Below are 15,451 nucleotides of genomic sequence, written 5' to 3'. Positions count from 1 at the left end.
GGGGCGCGATGTTCGAGAAGGTCCTGATCGCCAACCGGGGGGAGATCGCCCTGCGGGTCCTGCGCGCCTGCCGCGAGCTGGGCGTGCGTACCGCGGTGGTGTACTCCACCGCGGACGCCGACTCCGCCGCCGTGCGCCTGGCCGACGAGGCCGTACGGATCGGGCCGGCGGCCAGCCGGCGCAGCTACCTCAACGCCGCCGCGATCGTGGAGGCGGCCCGGCAGGTGGGCGCGCAGGCGGTGCACCCCGGCTACGGGTTCCTCTCCGAGGACGCCGACTTCGCCGAGATCTGCGCCGACAACGGCCTGGTCTTCATCGGCCCGCCGCCGGAGGTGATGTCCGTGCTGGCCGACAAGTCCTCGGCGCGGGCGCTGATGCGCCGGGCCGGGCTGCCCCTGCCGCCGGGCAGCGTCGCGCCGGTGCCCACCGCCGCCGCGGCGGCGGACGTGGCCGCCGAGGTCGGCTACCCGGTGATCGTCAAGGCGGCGGCCGGCGGTGGGGGCCGGGGCATGACGGTGGTGGCCACCCCGGCCGAACTGCCCCGGGCGTACGCGCGGACCCGCGCCGCCGCCCAGGCCGCCTTCGGCGACGACCGGGTGTACGTCGAGCGGTACCTGACCGGTGCCCGGCACGTCGAGGTGCAGCTGCTGTGCGACTCCCACGGCAACGGCGTGCACCTGGGCACCCGGGACTGTTCGGTGCAGCGCCGCCACCAGAAGCTGGTGGAGGAGGCGCCCGCCCCGGCGCTGTCGGCCGGCACCTCGGAGGCCATCGCGGAGTGCGCCCTGCGCGGCGCCCTGCACGCCGGCTTCACCGGCGCCGGCACCGTGGAGTTCCTCGTCGACCCCGACGAGCGGTTCCACTTCCTGGAGATCAACTGCCGGATCCAGGTCGAGCATCCCGTCACCGAGATGATCACCGGGATCGACCTGGTGCACGAGCAGCTGCACATCGCCGCGGGGGTGCCGCTGCGCTGGCGGCAGGAGGACGTCCGGTTCCACGGGGTCGCCATCGAGTGCCGGGTCAACGTGGAGGACCCGGACCGTGGCTTCGCGCCGACGCCCGGCCGGCTGGAGCGCTTCGTCCCGCCCGGCGGCCCGTTCACCCGGGTCGACACGCACGGCCACGCCGGCTACGTGTTCGGCCCGCACTACGACTCCCTGCTGGCCAAGGTGGCGGTCTGGGCGCCGGACCGGGAGCTTGCGCTCAACCGGCTGGAACGTGCCCTCGACGAGTTCGACATCGCCGGCCCCGGGGTCCGCACCACCATCCCGTTCGCCCGGCGGGTGCTCGACGACGCCGGATTCCGCAAGGGCCGCTACTCCACCGGCCTGGTCGAGCAGTTGCTCGCCGGCCCGCCCGACGCACACCACAGGAGGCTCCGATGACAGTCACCCATGGCCGTCCGCTGACCGCCGAGATCACCGACATCCTGGTGGCCAACTGCGGGCTGGACGCCGACGCCGCCGCCCGCGCCCCGGCCGCGTCCCTGGAGGAACTCGGCATGGACTCGCTGGCGCTGCTCGAACTCTCCGCCGTGGTCGCCGACCGGTGGCAGGTGCAGATCCCCGAACAGGCCGGGCAGCTCAGCATCACGGGCGTCGCCGAGCTGGTCGCCCGCCACGCCGACCAGCCCGGGCACACCGAGAACAGCGTGCTCATCGCCGCGCCGCTGCCGCTGGTGTGGGACGTCACCAACGACGTCGCCAACTGGCCGCAGCTCTTCACCGAGTACGCCCGCGCGGACATCCTGCACCGCGACGGCGACACGGTGCGGTTCCGGCTCACCATGCACCCCGACGAGAACGGCACGGTGTGGAGCTGGGTCAGCGAACGTACCGCCGACCCGGTCACCCGGCAGGTCGACGCCCGGCGGGTGGAGACGGGGCCGTTCGAGTACATGCGCATCCACTGGCGCTACACCGAGGAGCCCGGCGGAACCCGGATGACCTGGGTGCAGGACTTCGCGATGAAACCCACCGCGCCGGTCGACGACGCGGGCATGACCGACCGGATCAACGCCAACAGCGCGGTGCAGCTCGCCGTCATCAAGGAGAAGATCGAGCGGCTCGCCGGCGCCGGCCGGGCGACGGGAGCCGGCGATGAGTGAGCCGACACTGCGGCTGGTCGCCGCCGCCGACGTCGCGCCCGACGGCCGCCGCGGCGGCGAGTTGCGGGTGCTGCTCGGCCCCAAGACCGTCGGCAGCACCTCGGGTTTCATGGGGGTGGCGACGCTGCGCCCGGGGGAGCGGATCGCCGAGCACTACCACCCGTACAGCGAGGAGTTCCTCTACGTCGCCCGGGGCACGATCACCGTCGACCTGGACGACGAGCCGGTGCCGCTGGCCGCCGGAGAGGCGCTGTTCGTGCCGCGCAACGTCCGGCACCGGCTGCGCAACACCGGGGACGAGCCGGCCGAGGTGGTCTTCCACCTCGGGCCGCTGGCACCCCGCCCCGAACTCGGTCACGTCGACACCGAACTGGTCGAACAGCGAGGCGGATCGTGAGCGTGAGGAGTGAGCCGGGGTTGCGAGCCCCGCAGTCGCGAACCGAGGTGGCTCCCGTGAGCGCGAGGAGTGGGCCGGGGTTGCGAGCCCCGCAGTCGCGAACCGAGGTGTCGTCGTGAGCGGGCGCCGCACGGTGGTGACCGGCGTCGGGGTGGTCGCCCCCGGCGGCGCCAGCCGGGACCGGTTCTGGAAGACCATCACCGAGGGGCGTACGGCGACCCGGCGGATCACCTTCTTCGACCCGTCGGCCTTCCGCTCCCAGATCGCCGCCGAGTGCGACTTCGACCCGGTCGCCGCCGGCCTCACCGGAGACGAGCTGCGGCGCGCCGACCGGTACGTGCAGTTCGCCCTCGCCTGCGCCGCCGAGGCCCTCGCCGACGCCGGCCTGGAGCTCACCGACGCCGAACGGGACCGCACCGGCGTGGTGCTCGGCACCGCCGTCGGCGGCACCACCGCCCTGGAGCAGGAGTACGTCACGGTCAGCGACACCGGCCGCCGGTGGCTGGTCGACGCCGGGCGCGGCGGCCCGTACCTCTATCAGGCGCTCGTGCCCAGCAGCCTCGCCGCGGACGTGGCGTGCCGGCACGGACTGCACGGCCCCGCGCAGGTGGTCTCCACCGGCTGCACCTCCGGCATCGACGCGATCGGGTACGCCCACCAGCTCATCGCTGACGGCGAGGCCGACGTCGTGCTGGCCGGGGCCGCCGACTCGCCGATCTCCCCGGTCACCGTCGCCTCGTTCGACGCGATCAAGGCGACCAGCCCGGACAACGACGACCCGGCGCACGCCTCCCGCCCGTTCGACGCCGACCGGCACGGCTTCGTGCTCGCCGAGGGGGCGGCGGTGCTGGTGCTGGAGGAGGTCGGGCACGCCGCGCGCCGCGGCGCGCACGTCTACTGCGAGGTGGCCGGCTACGCCAGCCGCAGCAACGGCTACCACATGACGGGGTTGCGGCCCGACGGGCTGGAGATGGGCCTGGCCATCTCGGCCGCCCTGAAGCAGGGCCGCATCGCCCCCGAGCAGGTCTCCTACATCAGCGCCCACGGCTCGGGCACCCGGCAGAACGACCGGCACGAGACCGCCGCCTTCAAGCGGGCGCTGGGCCAGGCCGCGTACCGGGTGCCGATCAGCTCGATCAAGTCGATGGTCGGGCACTCGCTCGGCGCGATCGGCTCGATCGAGATGGCCGCGTGCGCGCTGGCCGTGGAGTACGGCGTGGTGCCGCCGACGGCCAACTGGAGCACCCGCGACCCGGAGTGCGACCTGGACTACGTCCCGAACGAGGCGCGGGAGCTGCCGGTCGACGTGGCGCTCTCGGTGGGCAGCGGGTTCGGCGGCTTCCAGTCGGCGATGGTGTTCCGCAGGCTGCCCGGGCGGGTGCTGCCGTGACCGCGCGGGCCGTGGTGACCGGCATCGGCGTCGTCGCGCCCAGCGGGATCGGCGTGGACGCGCACTGGCGTACCGTGCTCGCCGGCACCCGCCGCACCGGGCCGATCACGCTCTTCGATCCCGCCGGCTACCCCACCCGCCACGGCGGGGAGGTGCCCGGCTTCGACGCCGCCGCGTACGCCGACAACCGCCGGCTGGTGCAGACCGACCGCTGGACGCACCTCGGCTTCGCCGCCACCCGGCTGGCACTGGCCGACGCCGGCCTGCCGGAGCGGGCCCCCGACCCGTACGGCTACGCCGTGACGCTGGCCAGCTCGTCGGGCGGGAACCTGTTCGGGCAGCGGGAGCTGCAACGGCTCTGGGGCGGGCCGTCGCGCACCGTCGGGGCGTACCAGTCGATCGCCTGGTTCTACGCGGCCAGCGTCGGGCAGCTCTCCATCCACCACCAGTTCAAGGGGCCGTGCGGGGTGCTGGTCGCCGAGACCGCCGGCGGGCTGGACAGCCTGGCGCACGCCGCGCGGGCCGTACGCCGGGGCACGCCCGTGGTGATCGCCGGGGCGACCGAGTGCCCGCTGAGCCCGTACGCCCTGGCCTGCCAGCTCCGCTCCGGCCTGCTGAGCGACGTGGCCGACCCGGAGCGGGCCTACCGGCCGTTCGACGCCGCCGCCAGCGGCTACCTGCCCGCCGAGGGCGGCGCGGTGTTCGTGGTGGAGGAGCTGGGCCACGCGCTGTCCCGGGGCGCCCGCGTGTACGGCGAGGTGACCGGCTGGGGCGCCACCCATGACGCCGTCCACACCGGACCGGACACCGCCGGCGACCCGATCCAGTACGCCCGCGCCATGCGGCTGGCCCTGGACCGGGCCGGCGTCGGGGCGGAGACGGTCGACGTGGTGCTGCCCGACGCGCTCGGCGTGCCCCGCTACGACCGCAGCGAGGCCGTGGCGCTGCGCGCCGTCTTCGGCGACCGGCCGCCCCCGGTCAGCACCCAGAAGCCGCTGACCGGCCGCGCGCACCAGGGCGGCTCGGCGCTGGACGTGGCCACCGCGCTGCTCGCGTTCGGCCACGACACGCTGCCGGCCTCCGCCGGCCCGGACGAGGTGGCCGAGGGCTGTGAGCTGGACTTCCTGCGGGAACACCGGCGACCGCGCAGCCGCCTGGCGCTGGTCTGCGCCCGCGGCTTCGACGGTTTCAACAGCGCGCTGGTCCTGCGTGGGGCCGCGCCGCAGAGGGGAGTGACGCCGTGAGCGAGCAGGTCACGGGTACGGCGCCCGTCGGGTCCCGGGTCGGGGCGCAGCGGACAGTCGACGCGAACGGGCAGCGGGCCCGGGTGGTGTTCCTGGTGCGGGTGCCGCAGGAGCGTACGGAGGCGTTCCTGGCCGCGTACGAGGCGGTCCGGCACCTGGTGGCCGGGGGCGTCGCCGGGCACCTCGTCGACCAGGTCTGCCGGTCGTCGGCCGACCCGGAGCAGTGGCTGATCACCAGCGAATGGGCGAGCCTGGCCGACTTCGAGGCGTGGGAACGCAGCCCGGAGCACCGGGACCTGGTCCGGCCGATGCGGGAGTGCTTCACCGACGCCCGGTCGCTGCGCTTCCTCATCCACGCCCAGACCCCCGCCACGTCCCGGCCCTGATCTCCGTCTCGGCTGTTCTTCCCCTCACTGGCTGTCTTGCCCGCAGGTGAGGGGTCGGTGGCTGTTCACCGGCTGGCCGCGAGGCACGAGTGGAACACGCCGGCATGTCGCCCCGGCACATGTCGCTTGTGGCGCGGCCCGTCGCGCAGCCACCGCCCGCGCAGCCGCACCGTCCGGCCCGGCCCGTGCGGCCGTCGAGCCCCGCCCGTGCGGCAGTCCCACCCCGCCCGTGCGGCAGCACCGCTCAGGCTCGCCCCGGGTGGCCGTACCGACGCGCCTGAAGAGCACCATCGGCCGTCCGGTGGGCGTGCCGCGCCGTACGCACGACGGGTCATCCGGCGGATACCCTCAGTCGACGTACACGCCCGATACTGCCCGCCGAACCGGTCGTGGGCAATCCGGCCGGCCGCCCTTTCTGATCTAGCCATTTGCATCTAGCTATGCATCCGGACGGCGTCGTAAGGTTCCCCGCAGCACCCCGACAGGCACACCTTATGGGCGGTTCCGCCCTAATTGAGGCTGGGCGGTGAACGGTAGTGGCGACGGGAAATCCTGCGGCGACAGACCCGCTCTGGGTTGACGAAATTCTGCTCGAAGGCCGTCCGGCCGACATTTGTCTCCGACTTCCCGAACCGGTCGACCGGGGCACCCTGCGGCGGCTCGTGGCCGACGCGCAGGTCCGCCTCGGCACCGCCGGACTGCGCCCCGGGGGCGCAGTCGCGCTGCGGCTGCCGCCCTCGCTGGCGTACGTGGTGAACCTGCTGGCCACCTGGCGCAGCGGGGCGCAGGCGATCCTGCTCGACCACCGGCTCACCGACCACGAGGTCGACCGGGCGCTCGCGCGGCTCACCCCGCAGGTGGTGGTGGCCCCGGTCCGCACCGGCGGCGGTGGGCTGCGGATCTTCGTCGACGTCACGGAGGGCGTCACCGCGTACGCCGACCGCCCGGCGGTCAGCGGGCACGCGGTGATCCAGCTCAGCTCCGGCTCCACCGGACCGTCCAAGGTGATCGGCCGTACCGCCGACGACCTGGTCGCCGAGGTTCGCCGCTACACCCGCATCGACGGGGTGGCGCTGCCCGGCGAGCGGATCGTCCTGCTGCCCTCGATGGTGCACGTGCTCGGCCTGGTCGGCGGCCTGCTCTACGGCCTGCACGCCGGGGTCGAGCTGGTGCCGCCGGAGCGGCTCGCCGGCGACGCCGTGCTGGCCGCGATCGCCGCCGCCGACTCGCCGGCCACGGTGCTCGGCGTGCCGTTCCACATCGGACTGCTCGCCTCCACCCGTCCCACCGGAGCGCTGCCGCAGTTCAAGCGGATGACCACCGGCGGCGAGCTGGTGCCGGCCGCCGTGGCCCGCGCCTTCACCGACCGGTACGGCGTGCCGCTGGGCAACATGTACGGGATGACCGAGGTCGGCGTCATCGGCACCGACCTGCACGGCCGGCACCGCCCGTCCATCGCCCCGGCGCCCGGCGTCGAGGTCCGCGAGGTCGACGGCGAGCTGTGGGTGAGCTGCCCCGCGTCGCCGTACGTCGGGCTGAGCGACCCCACCCGCTGGGCCGACGGCTGGCTGCGCACCCGCGACGCCGGCGTCGTGCACCCGGACACCGGCCTGGTCACCGTTCGCGGGCGGCTCGACTCGCAGGTCTCCGTCGGAGGTCTGAAGGTCGACCTGACGGAGGTGGAGGCGACCGTCGCCGGGTTGGCCGGCGTCGCCGCCGCCGTGGTCGTCTTCGACGGCGGCATCACCGCCTACGTGCAGCCGGACGGGCCGCTGTCGGAGGAGGTGCTCGACAAGCTGATCGCCGAGCGGCTGGCCGGCTACAAGCGCCCCCGCACCCTGCGTCTGGTGGATCAGCTGCCGCGTACCACCACCGGCAAGCTGGTCCGCTCGACCGACGCGCTGCGGGCGGCCGCCACGTGAGCGCGGCACCGCGCGGCCCCGTCCGATCCGGCCGGCACCGCCCCGACCGGCACCGCCCGGACCAGCAGCGACCCGACCGACACCACGTGGAGCGGCACCGCCTCGTCGGCGACCACCGCGACCGCAAGGACCAGGCCCCCGCCCACGCGGGGATGCCCGACGCGCAGGCGCCTGCCGCCGGGCGCCGGCCCCAGCGCCCCGTCGAGGGCCTCGGGCACCAGCCGCCACGCGCCGTCGAAGGCGCCGGTCCCCGGTCGCAGCGCCGCATCGAGGCCAGCGGTCCCCGGTCGCAGCGCCGCATCGAGGCCAGCGGTCCCCGGTCGCAGCGCCGCATCGAGGGCGTCGGCCTCCGGCCGCAGCGCCCCGTCGGGGTCTTCCGGCACCGGCATGAGCCGCCGCAGGCCGCCGCCGCGCAGCCCCGCCCCGAGCGCCTTGCCCACGGCCTCCTTCGCCGTCCACAGCCGCAGGAAGTCGCGGGCCCGCCCGTCGGCGTCGCGCCCCGCCAGCCACGCCGCCTCGGCCGGCGCGAACCATCGCCCGGCCAGCGCCAGCGCGGGCAGCGGACGGCACCACTCCACGTCGATCCCCACCGGGCCGGCCGCCCTGGCAGCGACCGCGACCACCCCGTCGGCCCGGCTGACGCTGACCGGAAGCTCCAACCGGGCCCCCGCGCCGGGCACCGTGACCAGCGGACGCCCGTCGCGGCCGTGCTCCACCACGATCTCCGCCTCCGCGCGGCCGAGCAGCGCGGCACCCGCGCGCCGCAACAGCCGCCCGGCCGGGACCGGCCGACCGCCGACGCCCCGGCCGATCCACACGTACGCGGTGTCCCGACCGGGCACCGGTAACCGGCTCACGGAAAGAGGTTAACCATGCGACCCGAGATCCGCGCCTTCGTCGTCGAGCAGCTCGAGGACATGAACTACGACGTCGAGGGCCTCGACGACGAGACGACACTCGGCCCGTCCGGGGTGGACCTGGAGTCGTTGGCCCTCGCCGACCTCGCCGTACGCGTCGAGGACCGCTACGGCCTGAAGTTCGCCGACGACGAGTCCGAGAAGCTGGCCCTGATGACGGTCGGCGAGTTCACCACGATGGTCGCCGACCGGGTCGCCGGGGCGACGAGCGACGACTCCTGATGGCCGGTCAGCCCGACCTGGAACGGGCCGACCTGGTGACCATGCTCGCCGACCTGGCCGGCAAGCCGGCCGCCGAGGTCGGCGACCGGATCGGCTCCATGGAGCTGGCCTGGCTGGTGCACCTCGTCGAGCAGCGCCTCGACCGGCGCCTCGACCTCACCGACGACCAGCTCGCCGGGATCCGTACCGTCGACGACGCCCTGGCGGTCTTCCGGGCGTGCCTGGCGGCTGCGACCCCGCCGCACACCTCACCCGATCCGATGACCGCCGCCGCCGATGGCTGAACCGGCGGCCGTTCAGCTCACCGGCGTCCACGCGACCAGCGCGCTCGGCAGGGGAGCCGACGCGCAGCTCGCCGGGGTGCTGGCAGGCGTCCCGACGTTCCGGCCGGTGGACCGCTTCGACACCGCACCCCGCCGGGTGGACGCCGCCGCCGTCCTGCCCGACGCCGGTGACCTGGCCGACGAACTCGCCGAGGCGGTCGACGCGGCCTGCCGGGACGCCGGGCTCGACGCCGGTCGCCGGGCCGGCACGGCCCTGCTGCTGGCCGTGCACGGCGGCGCGCACGTGCCGGCGCTCACCACCGCGCTGGCCGCCCGGACGGGGCTCACGGGCCCGGCCCGGGCGTACACCACCGCCTGCGTCTCGGCCAGCAGCGCGGTCGCCGACGCCGCCGCCCTGATCCGCCGGGGCGACGTCACCCGGGCGGTGGTGGCCGCCGGCTACCTGGTCGAGCCGGACCAGTACGCGCTCTTCGACGCCGGTCGCGCCCTCGCCACCGACGGTGCGGTCCGCCCGTTCAGCGCCGGCCGCACCGGGCTGCTGCTCGGCGACGGCATCGCCGCGGTGGCGCTGGAGTCGCGGGCCGCCGCCCGCCGCCCGGTCGCCGACCTGCTCGGCTGGGGCCGGGCCGGGGACGCGTTCCACCCGTGCCAGCCGGAGCCGGGCGGGCGGGGCCTGGCCCGGGCGGTCACCGCGGCGCTGCGCCGGGCCGGACTCCCGGCGGAGGCGATCGGGTACGTCAACGCCAACGCCACCGGCACCGGCCACAGCGACGCCGCCGAGGCGGCGGCCCTGCGCACCGCGCTCGGCGCGGCGGCGGCACGCGTCCCGGTCAGCTCCACCAAGGCGCTGCACGGGCACGCCCTGGAGGCCTCCGGCCTGCTGGAACTGGTGGTGACCGTGCTCGCCCTGCGGCACGGGAAGCTGCCCGTCAACGCCGGCTGGCTCGGCCCCGACCCGGCCTGCCCGCTGGACGTCGTCCGCGACGCGCCCCGGCCCGCCGCCACCGGGTACGCGCTGAGCCTCAACGCCGCCTTCGGTGGCGCCAACACGGCGCTGCTGGTGGGTTCGGCATGAGCGGGACCGCGCAGCACCCCGCCGGCCGACTGACCGTGCTGGCCGAGGCGGCCTGGCCCGAGCCGGGCGACGGGGTGCCGCCGCCGGTGCCCGGGTACGTGCACTCCCGCTTCCCGCCCCTCGTCGCGGCCGTGGCCGAGCGCTGCCTGACCCGGGCGTACGGCCGGCGGCCGGCACCCGACGGCGAACGGACCGCGGTCGTGCTGGTCAGCGCGGCCGGGGACCGGGCCAGCGCGGCGCACGTGCGCGCCACGGTCGCCGCCGGCGGCCGGCCCGGGCCGCTGTTCTTCTTCCAGTCGGTGCCCAACAGCGTGGCCGGGCACGTGGCCGCCCGGTGGGGCCTCGGCGGGCCGGTGCTCTGCCTCGCGCCGACCGGTGACCCGCGCGCCGAGGGCACCGCCGAGGCCGAGCTGCTGCTGCACGACGGCGACGCCGACCGGGCGTTGCTGGTCCTGATCGAACAGGCACCCGTCGACGGCGGTGCGCGGGACGCGGGCGGACAGCCCGGAGCCCGAGCCGTCGCGGTGCTGCTGTGGGGAGGAGACGCACCATGAGGAAGAGGGGACTGCGCGGGGTGCTGGCCGCCGACGAGCGGATCGGCGCCGGCAACGTGCTCGCCCGGGTGCTGGCGCACGGCGCCGACCCGGACGGGCCGGGCCTCACCTTCGACACCGCCGTGGACGGCCACCCGGCCGGGCGGGCGCTCACGCTGGGCCGGCTCGACGAGCGGGTCGCCGCCCGGGCCGCCTGGCTGCACGAGCGGGGGATCAGGCCCCGCGACCCGGTCGCCGTGTGGGCCACCGCCGCCGCCGACACGGTGCTCAGCTACCTCGCGCTGACCCGGCTCGGCGCGATCCCGGCGCTGATGAACGGCGGGCTGCGCCCCGAGATCGCCGCCGAGTACATCCGCCGGCTGCGCGGCGTCGGGGTGCTCGCCGACGACGCGCACCGCGCCCTGCTTGCCGGCCACGACCTCGGCGTGCCGGTGCTCGGCACCCCGGCCGAGGCGGGCGCGGGCGAGCCGGCCGCCGCGCCGGAGCACTACCGGCACCACGGCGACGACCCGGTCGTCATCACCCACACCTCGGGCACCACCGGGGTGCCCAAGGCGGTGCTGCACTCGCACGCCAGCCTCTTCGCCGCCACCCGGCACCTGCTCGCCATGCCGCAGGCGCAGGGCACCGGCCGCATCCTCAACGCGCTGCCCGCACCGCACACCGCCACCGTGCTCATGGTCAACCAGGCCCTCGGCAACCGCGCCGAGATGCTCCTGCTCTCCGACCAGGGCGGGGAGCGGGTGCTGGAGGCGATCCAGCGCTGGCGTCCCGACGGGGTGTTCGGGTTCTCCGTGACGTGGGCGGAGCTGGCCCGCTTCGACCTGTCCGCGTACGACCTGGACTCGGTGTCGCTGTGGTTCAACACCGGAGACTGCTCGCACGAGCCGCACGTGCGCCGGCTCGTCGCGGTCGGCTCCCGCGACGTGCTGACCCGCGAGGGGGTCACCCGGGTGCCCGGCTCGGTCTTCATCGACGGGCTCGGTTCCAGCGAGATGGGCCACTCGATGTTCCACATCACCCACCGCGCCGACACCGACCGCTACGGCCGCTGCGTCGGCCGGCCCTACCGGTTCGCGAAGGTCGCCGTGCTCACCGCCGGGGGCGACCCGGTGCCGGCCGGCGAGGTGGGCTGGCTCGGCGTCGACTCGCCGTCGCTGTTCCGGGGCTACTGGAACGACTCGGCCACCACGTACCGGTCCCGGCAACGCGGCTGGTACCTGACCGGCGACCTGGTGTACGCCGACGACGAGGGCCGCTACCACCACCTCGACCGGGCCGTCGACGCGGTCGACGCGGGGGACGGGCGGTGGTTCTACACCGCGCTCTCCGAGGAGCGCGTCCTCGCCGCCTGCCCGGACGTCACCGACTGCACGGTGGTGATCACCTCCGGGGCCGACGGGGTGGTCACCGACGTGCTGCTGGAACTCGCCGCCGGCGCCGAACCCGCCGAGGACCGCACCGGGCGGGTCCGGGCCGCGCTCGGCCCGGACGTCGGCGCGACCCTGCGCCGGGTGGTGCCGGTACGCTCCGCCGACATCCCGGTCACCGTCACCGGCAAGGTGCGCAAGGTGGTCCTGCGGGAGCGCTACCTCACCGAGGCGCCGTCATGACGGCCGTCATCACCGGGATGGGGCTGTTCACCCCCGCCGGGCGGGGCGTCGACGCCACCTTCGACGCGCTCTGCTCCGGCCGCTCCGGGCTGACCCGGCCCCCGGCCGGGCACCCCGCCGCCGGGTCGCTGGAGGTCGCGGGCGTGCTCCCGGACGTCGACCCGCGTACGGTCGTCACCGGGCCGGAGACCAGGGTCCTGGACCGGGTAGTGGTGCTCGCACTGCTCGCCGCCACCGACGCGCTCGCCGACGCCGGCATCGAGGTGGGCCGGGACGTGGACCCGGGCCGGATCGGGGTGATCGTCGGCGGCGTCGGCGGGATGGCGACCCTGGAGGCGCAGGTGCTCACCCGCGCCGCACGCGGCCGGTCGGCGGTCAGCCCGTACCTGCTGACCGGGATCCTGCCGAACATGCCGTCGGCCCGCATCGCCATCCGCCACGGCATCCGCGGCTACACCTCGTCGGTCGGCACCGCCTGCGCCTCCGGCGCCCAGTCGATCGCCGACGCGCTGCGGCTGATCCGCGCCGGGGAGGCCGACGTGGTGCTCTGCGGCGCCAGCGAGGCGCCCCTCTTCCCGACCTTCGCCGACACCTTCGGCAACGCGCGGGCGCTCGCCCGGGGCTGGGCCGACCCGACCGCCGCGAGCCGGCCGTTCGACGCCCGCCGCAACGGGTTCGTCCTCGCCGAGGGCGCGGCCCTGCTGGTGCTGGAACGCGCCGAGCACGCCGCCGCCCGGGGCGTCACCGGCTACGCCGAGGTCGCCGGGTACGGGGCCACCACCGACGCGTACCACCCGACCGCCCCGAGGCCCGACGGCGCGGGCGCGGCGGAGTGCATGCGGCGGGCGCTGGCCAGCGGCGGCGTGCCCGCCGCGCGGGTCGGCTACGTCAACGCGCACGGCACCGGCACGAAGCTCGGCGACATCGCCGAGACCACCGCGCTGGCCGACGTGTTCGGCGCCGGCGGGGTGCCGGTCAGCTCCACCAAGGCGCTCACCGGCCACCTGCTCGGCGCCTCCGGGGTGCTGGAGGCGGCGGCCACCGCGCTGGCGCTCGGCCAGGGCCTGCTGCCGCCCACGCACAACCTCGACGATCCCGACCCGGCCTGCCCGGCGGACCACATCCGCGCCGAGCCGCGCAGGACGGACACCGGATACGCGCTGACCAACTCCTTCGGCTTCGGCGGGCAGAACGTGAGCCTGCTGCTCGCGCGGGCCGCCCGGCCGAGGGACTGACCCCGCACCATCCCGGGCGGACCGCGCCCGGACGGCAACCACGGCGGAGACCGTGGAAAGGGCTGAGGACATTGGACATCCGAGCAATCGACCACATCGAACTCTTTGTGGGGGACGCCCGGCAGGCGGCCTTCTACTTCGACCGGGCGGTCGGCTTCCAGCTGCGCGGCCAGGGCGGTCCCGAGACCGGGCTGGCCGATCAGCGGTCGCTGCTGCTGAGCCAGGGCGACGTCCGGATGGTGCTCACCACCGGGCTCACCGCCGAGCACCCGGCGTCGCGGTACGTGCAGCGCCACGGCGACGGCGTGGCCGTGGTCGCGTTGGAGGTCGACGACGCCGCGGGCGCGTACGCCGAACTGGTGCGCCGGGGAGGGGTGGGGGTGACGCCGCCGACCACCTTCACCGGCGCGGACGCCGAGGTGGTGACCGCCGAGGTGGGCGGCTTCGGCGACGTGCTGCACCGCCTCGTGTCCCGCCACGGCGACCGGGGCGAGTTCCTGCCCGGGGCGGTCGAGATGACGCCCCCCGACGACGGCGGCGGCAAGCTGCTCGCCGAGATCGACCACCTGGCGGTCTGCGTGCCGCCCGGGCAGCTCGACGAGACGGTCCGGCACTACCGGGACGTGTTCGGGTTCGCGGAGATCTTCGCCGAGCACGTGGAGGTCGCCGGGCAGGCGATGAACTCCACGGTGGTGCAGAGCCCGTCGGGACGGGTGACCCTGGTGCTGCTGGAACCCGACCGTTCGCGCCGGCCCGGGCAGCTCGACGCCTTCCTCGACCAGCACGCCGGCGCCGGGGTGCAGCACCTGGGGTTGCGCACCGACGACATCGTCACCGCGGTGGCCGTCCTCGCCGAGCGGGGCGTGCGCTTCGCCGGCACCCCGGCCAGCTACTACGACGCGCTGGAGGCGCGGGTCGGCCCGGTGGACGCGCCGCTGGACCGGCTGCGCGACCTCGGCGTGCTCGTCGACCGCGACCACGGCGGCCAGCTGCTGCAGATCTTCACCGAGTCCATGCACGTGCGCCGCACGCTCTTCCTGGAGCTGATCGAGCGGCGCGGGGCGCGGACCTTCGGCAGCGGCAACATCAAGGCGCTCTACGAGGCCAAGGAACGGGAACTGGCCGCGGCGGGCACCGCCGTCGCGGCCCCGACACCGCAGGAGGTGCGGACGTGACCGCGACCGAGTTCGAGCCGGCACTGACCGCCGAGGAGGAGGCGCTGCTGCCCTCCGACGACGACGTGGCGTTCTACGCCGCGCACGGCTGGTACCTGTCGAAGAAGCTGCTCACCGACGACGAGGTGGACGCCCTCACGGCCGCCGCCGACCGCTACTACGCCGGCGAGCGGGACCGCCGCCTGCCGGTGCGCCCGGCGAGGCTCGCCTACTGGGAGCCGTCGAAGGGCCCGGTGCAGCGGCACAACGACTACGTCCACCACGAGCACGACGTGCTCGGGGCGATCCTGCGCAAGCCGCTGATCGGCGCGGTCGCCGCCCGCCTCGCGGGCGCCACCGAGATCCGCGTCTTCCAGTCCACGCTGATCCAGAAGCCGCCGGTCTCGGGCGAGCCGTCGAACATCGTGCCCTGGCACTTCGACAAGCACTACTGGGCGTCCTCGTCGTCGGAGGACATGCTCACCGCGTTCATCCCGTTCCACGACTGCGGCGAGGAGATGGGCACCATCACCATGGTCGACGGCTCGCACCGCTGGGCGGAGATCGGCGCCGACGACACGGTGGTGCGCCACTTCGCCGACCGCGACCGCGGCCAGCTGGAGGAGATGCTCGCCGAGAACGCGGCCCACAACGGCGTGGAGATCCGCAAGGTGCCCATGGTGATCCCCAGGGGACACATGAGCTTCCACCACTGCCGCACCTACCACGGCAGCGGCGCCAACGTCAGCGGCCGCCCGCGCCGGGCGATCTCGCTGCACCTGCAGGACGGCGACAACGCCTGGCGGGAGTATCGGCTCTCCGACGGCACCCTCGCCGCGTACAACCACGACGTGCTGGTCCGCCGCACCGACGACGGGCGGCCGGACTACGCGGACCCCGAGTACTGCCCGGTCATCTGGCGCGACCGCGCCCCGCAGGGAGGCTGAC

At 75.3% G+C, this 15,451-nt stretch carries 15 protein-coding genes and 1 pseudogene; 15 read left to right on the top strand and 1 reads right to left on the bottom strand.

The annotated features are described in order from the left end of the window. Positions 1–8 precede the first annotated feature (8 nt). From AC0OO9_RS01315 to AC0OO9_RS01285, 7 genes are all read left to right on the top strand, one after another. A complete protein-coding gene (locus AC0OO9_RS01315; RefSeq protein WP_484514898.1) occupies positions 9–1,388 on the top strand; it encodes an acetyl-CoA carboxylase biotin carboxylase subunit in 1,380 nt (459 codons plus the stop codon). Beyond that, positions 1,385–2,110 carry an SRPBCC family protein gene (locus tag AC0OO9_RS01310; RefSeq protein WP_484514896.1) on the top strand — a complete coding sequence of 242 codons (726 nt, stop codon included), beginning with the start codon at positions 1,385–1,387 and terminating at the stop codon, positions 2,108–2,110. Before AC0OO9_RS01315 ends, AC0OO9_RS01310 begins: the two co-directional genes overlap by 4 nt. Next, positions 2,103–2,507, top strand: coding sequence for a cupin domain-containing protein (locus AC0OO9_RS01305; RefSeq protein ID WP_132234732.1), 405 nt, complete (start codon positions 2,103–2,105; stop codon positions 2,505–2,507). Before AC0OO9_RS01310 ends, AC0OO9_RS01305 begins: the two co-directional genes overlap by 8 nt. A 115-nt stretch (positions 2,508–2,622) precedes the next feature. Next, entirely contained in the window at positions 2,623–3,897 is a 1,275-nt protein-coding gene (locus AC0OO9_RS01300) for a beta-ketoacyl-[acyl-carrier-protein] synthase family protein (protein WP_311412659.1), read from the top strand. Then, on the top strand, positions 3,894–5,141 hold the full coding sequence (locus AC0OO9_RS01295) for a beta-ketoacyl synthase N-terminal-like domain-containing protein (protein WP_484514893.1): 1,248 nt from the start codon (positions 3,894–3,896) through the stop codon (positions 5,139–5,141). The genes AC0OO9_RS01300 and AC0OO9_RS01295 overlap by 4 nt, the downstream gene beginning before the upstream one ends. Positions 5,142–5,224: 83 nt before the next feature. Beyond that, positions 5,225–5,527 carry an antibiotic biosynthesis monooxygenase family protein gene (locus AC0OO9_RS01290; protein WP_484518111.1) on the top strand — a complete coding sequence of 101 codons (303 nt, stop codon included), beginning with the start codon at positions 5,225–5,227 and terminating at the stop codon, positions 5,525–5,527. Between the two features lie 536 nt (positions 5,528–6,063). Continuing rightward, the gene (locus AC0OO9_RS01285) at positions 6,064–7,449 is read left to right on the top strand and encodes a class I adenylate-forming enzyme family protein (protein ID WP_484514891.1); all 1,386 of its coding nucleotides are present in this window, start codon (positions 6,064–6,066) and stop codon (positions 7,447–7,449) included. 341 nt (positions 7,450–7,790) lie between these two features. Here AC0OO9_RS01285 and AC0OO9_RS01280 read toward each other — a convergent pair. After that, positions 7,791–8,306: pseudogene (locus tag AC0OO9_RS01280) on the bottom strand (4'-phosphopantetheinyl transferase family protein); the annotation flags it as partial. Between the two features lie 15 nt (positions 8,307–8,321). Here AC0OO9_RS01280 and AC0OO9_RS01275 point away from each other — a divergent pair. From AC0OO9_RS01275 to AC0OO9_RS01240, 8 genes are all read left to right on the top strand, one after another. Then, complete coding sequence (locus tag AC0OO9_RS01275; protein WP_311412663.1) at positions 8,322–8,588, top strand: acyl carrier protein; 267 nt, start codon at positions 8,322–8,324, stop codon at positions 8,586–8,588. Next, positions 8,588–8,872, top strand: coding sequence for an acyl carrier protein (locus AC0OO9_RS01270; protein WP_421450266.1), 285 nt, complete (start codon positions 8,588–8,590; stop codon positions 8,870–8,872). Before AC0OO9_RS01275 ends, AC0OO9_RS01270 begins: the two co-directional genes overlap by 1 nt. Further along, positions 8,865–9,947, top strand: coding sequence for a beta-ketoacyl-[acyl-carrier-protein] synthase family protein (locus AC0OO9_RS01265; RefSeq protein WP_484514889.1), 1,083 nt, complete (start codon positions 8,865–8,867; stop codon positions 9,945–9,947). The genes AC0OO9_RS01270 and AC0OO9_RS01265 overlap by 8 nt, the downstream gene beginning before the upstream one ends. Next, positions 9,944–10,501 carry a beta-ketoacyl synthase chain length factor gene (locus AC0OO9_RS01260; protein WP_484514888.1) on the top strand — a complete coding sequence of 186 codons (558 nt, stop codon included), beginning with the start codon at positions 9,944–9,946 and terminating at the stop codon, positions 10,499–10,501. Before AC0OO9_RS01265 ends, AC0OO9_RS01260 begins: the two co-directional genes overlap by 4 nt. Continuing rightward, entirely contained in the window at positions 10,498–12,114 is a 1,617-nt protein-coding gene (locus AC0OO9_RS01255; RefSeq protein WP_484514886.1) for a class I adenylate-forming enzyme family protein, read from the top strand. The genes AC0OO9_RS01260 and AC0OO9_RS01255 overlap by 4 nt, the downstream gene beginning before the upstream one ends. Beyond that, a complete protein-coding gene (locus AC0OO9_RS01250) occupies positions 12,111–13,349 on the top strand; it encodes a beta-ketoacyl-[acyl-carrier-protein] synthase family protein (protein WP_484514885.1) in 1,239 nt (412 codons plus the stop codon). Before AC0OO9_RS01255 ends, AC0OO9_RS01250 begins: the two co-directional genes overlap by 4 nt. A 71-nt stretch (positions 13,350–13,420) precedes the next feature. Then, on the top strand, positions 13,421–14,524 hold the full coding sequence (gene hppD, locus AC0OO9_RS01245; protein ID WP_484514883.1) for a 4-hydroxyphenylpyruvate dioxygenase: 1,104 nt from the start codon (positions 13,421–13,423) through the stop codon (positions 14,522–14,524). Continuing rightward, positions 14,521–15,450 carry a phytanoyl-CoA dioxygenase family protein gene (locus AC0OO9_RS01240; protein WP_484514882.1) on the top strand — a complete coding sequence of 310 codons (930 nt, stop codon included), beginning with the start codon at positions 14,521–14,523 and terminating at the stop codon, positions 15,448–15,450. The genes hppD and AC0OO9_RS01240 overlap by 4 nt, the downstream gene beginning before the upstream one ends. Position 15,451 lies beyond the last annotated feature (1 nt).

The sequence above is a fragment of the Micromonospora sp. USAFONa4 genome (assembly GCF_057197825.1).
This window is presented reverse-complemented; position numbering and strand designations above follow the sequence as displayed.

Bases quoted from the DNA above. Each gene is read 5' to 3' on its own strand.
- AC0OO9_RS01270 (WP_421450266.1), top strand. From the start codon at position 8,588: ATGGCCGGTCAGCCCGACCTGGAACGGGCCGACCTGGTGACCATGCTC.
- AC0OO9_RS01265 (WP_484514889.1), top strand. From the start codon at position 8,865: ATGGCTGAACCGGCGGCCGTTCAGCTCACCGGCGTCCACGCGACCAGC.
- AC0OO9_RS01310 (WP_484514896.1), top strand. From the start codon at position 1,385: ATGACAGTCACCCATGGCCGTCCGCTGACCGCCGAGATCACCGACATC.
- AC0OO9_RS01260 (WP_484514888.1), top strand. From the start codon at position 9,944: ATGAGCGGGACCGCGCAGCACCCCGCCGGCCGACTGACCGTGCTGGCC.
- AC0OO9_RS01255 (WP_484514886.1), top strand. From the start codon at position 10,498: ATGAGGAAGAGGGGACTGCGCGGGGTGCTGGCCGCCGACGAGCGGATC.
- AC0OO9_RS01315 (WP_484514898.1), top strand. From the start codon at position 9: ATGTTCGAGAAGGTCCTGATCGCCAACCGGGGGGAGATCGCCCTGCGG.
- AC0OO9_RS01305 (WP_132234732.1), top strand. From the start codon at position 2,103: ATGAGTGAGCCGACACTGCGGCTGGTCGCCGCCGCCGACGTCGCGCCC.
- AC0OO9_RS01275 (WP_311412663.1), top strand. From the start codon at position 8,322: ATGCGACCCGAGATCCGCGCCTTCGTCGTCGAGCAGCTCGAGGACATG.
- AC0OO9_RS01250 (WP_484514885.1), top strand. From the start codon at position 12,111: ATGACGGCCGTCATCACCGGGATGGGGCTGTTCACCCCCGCCGGGCGG.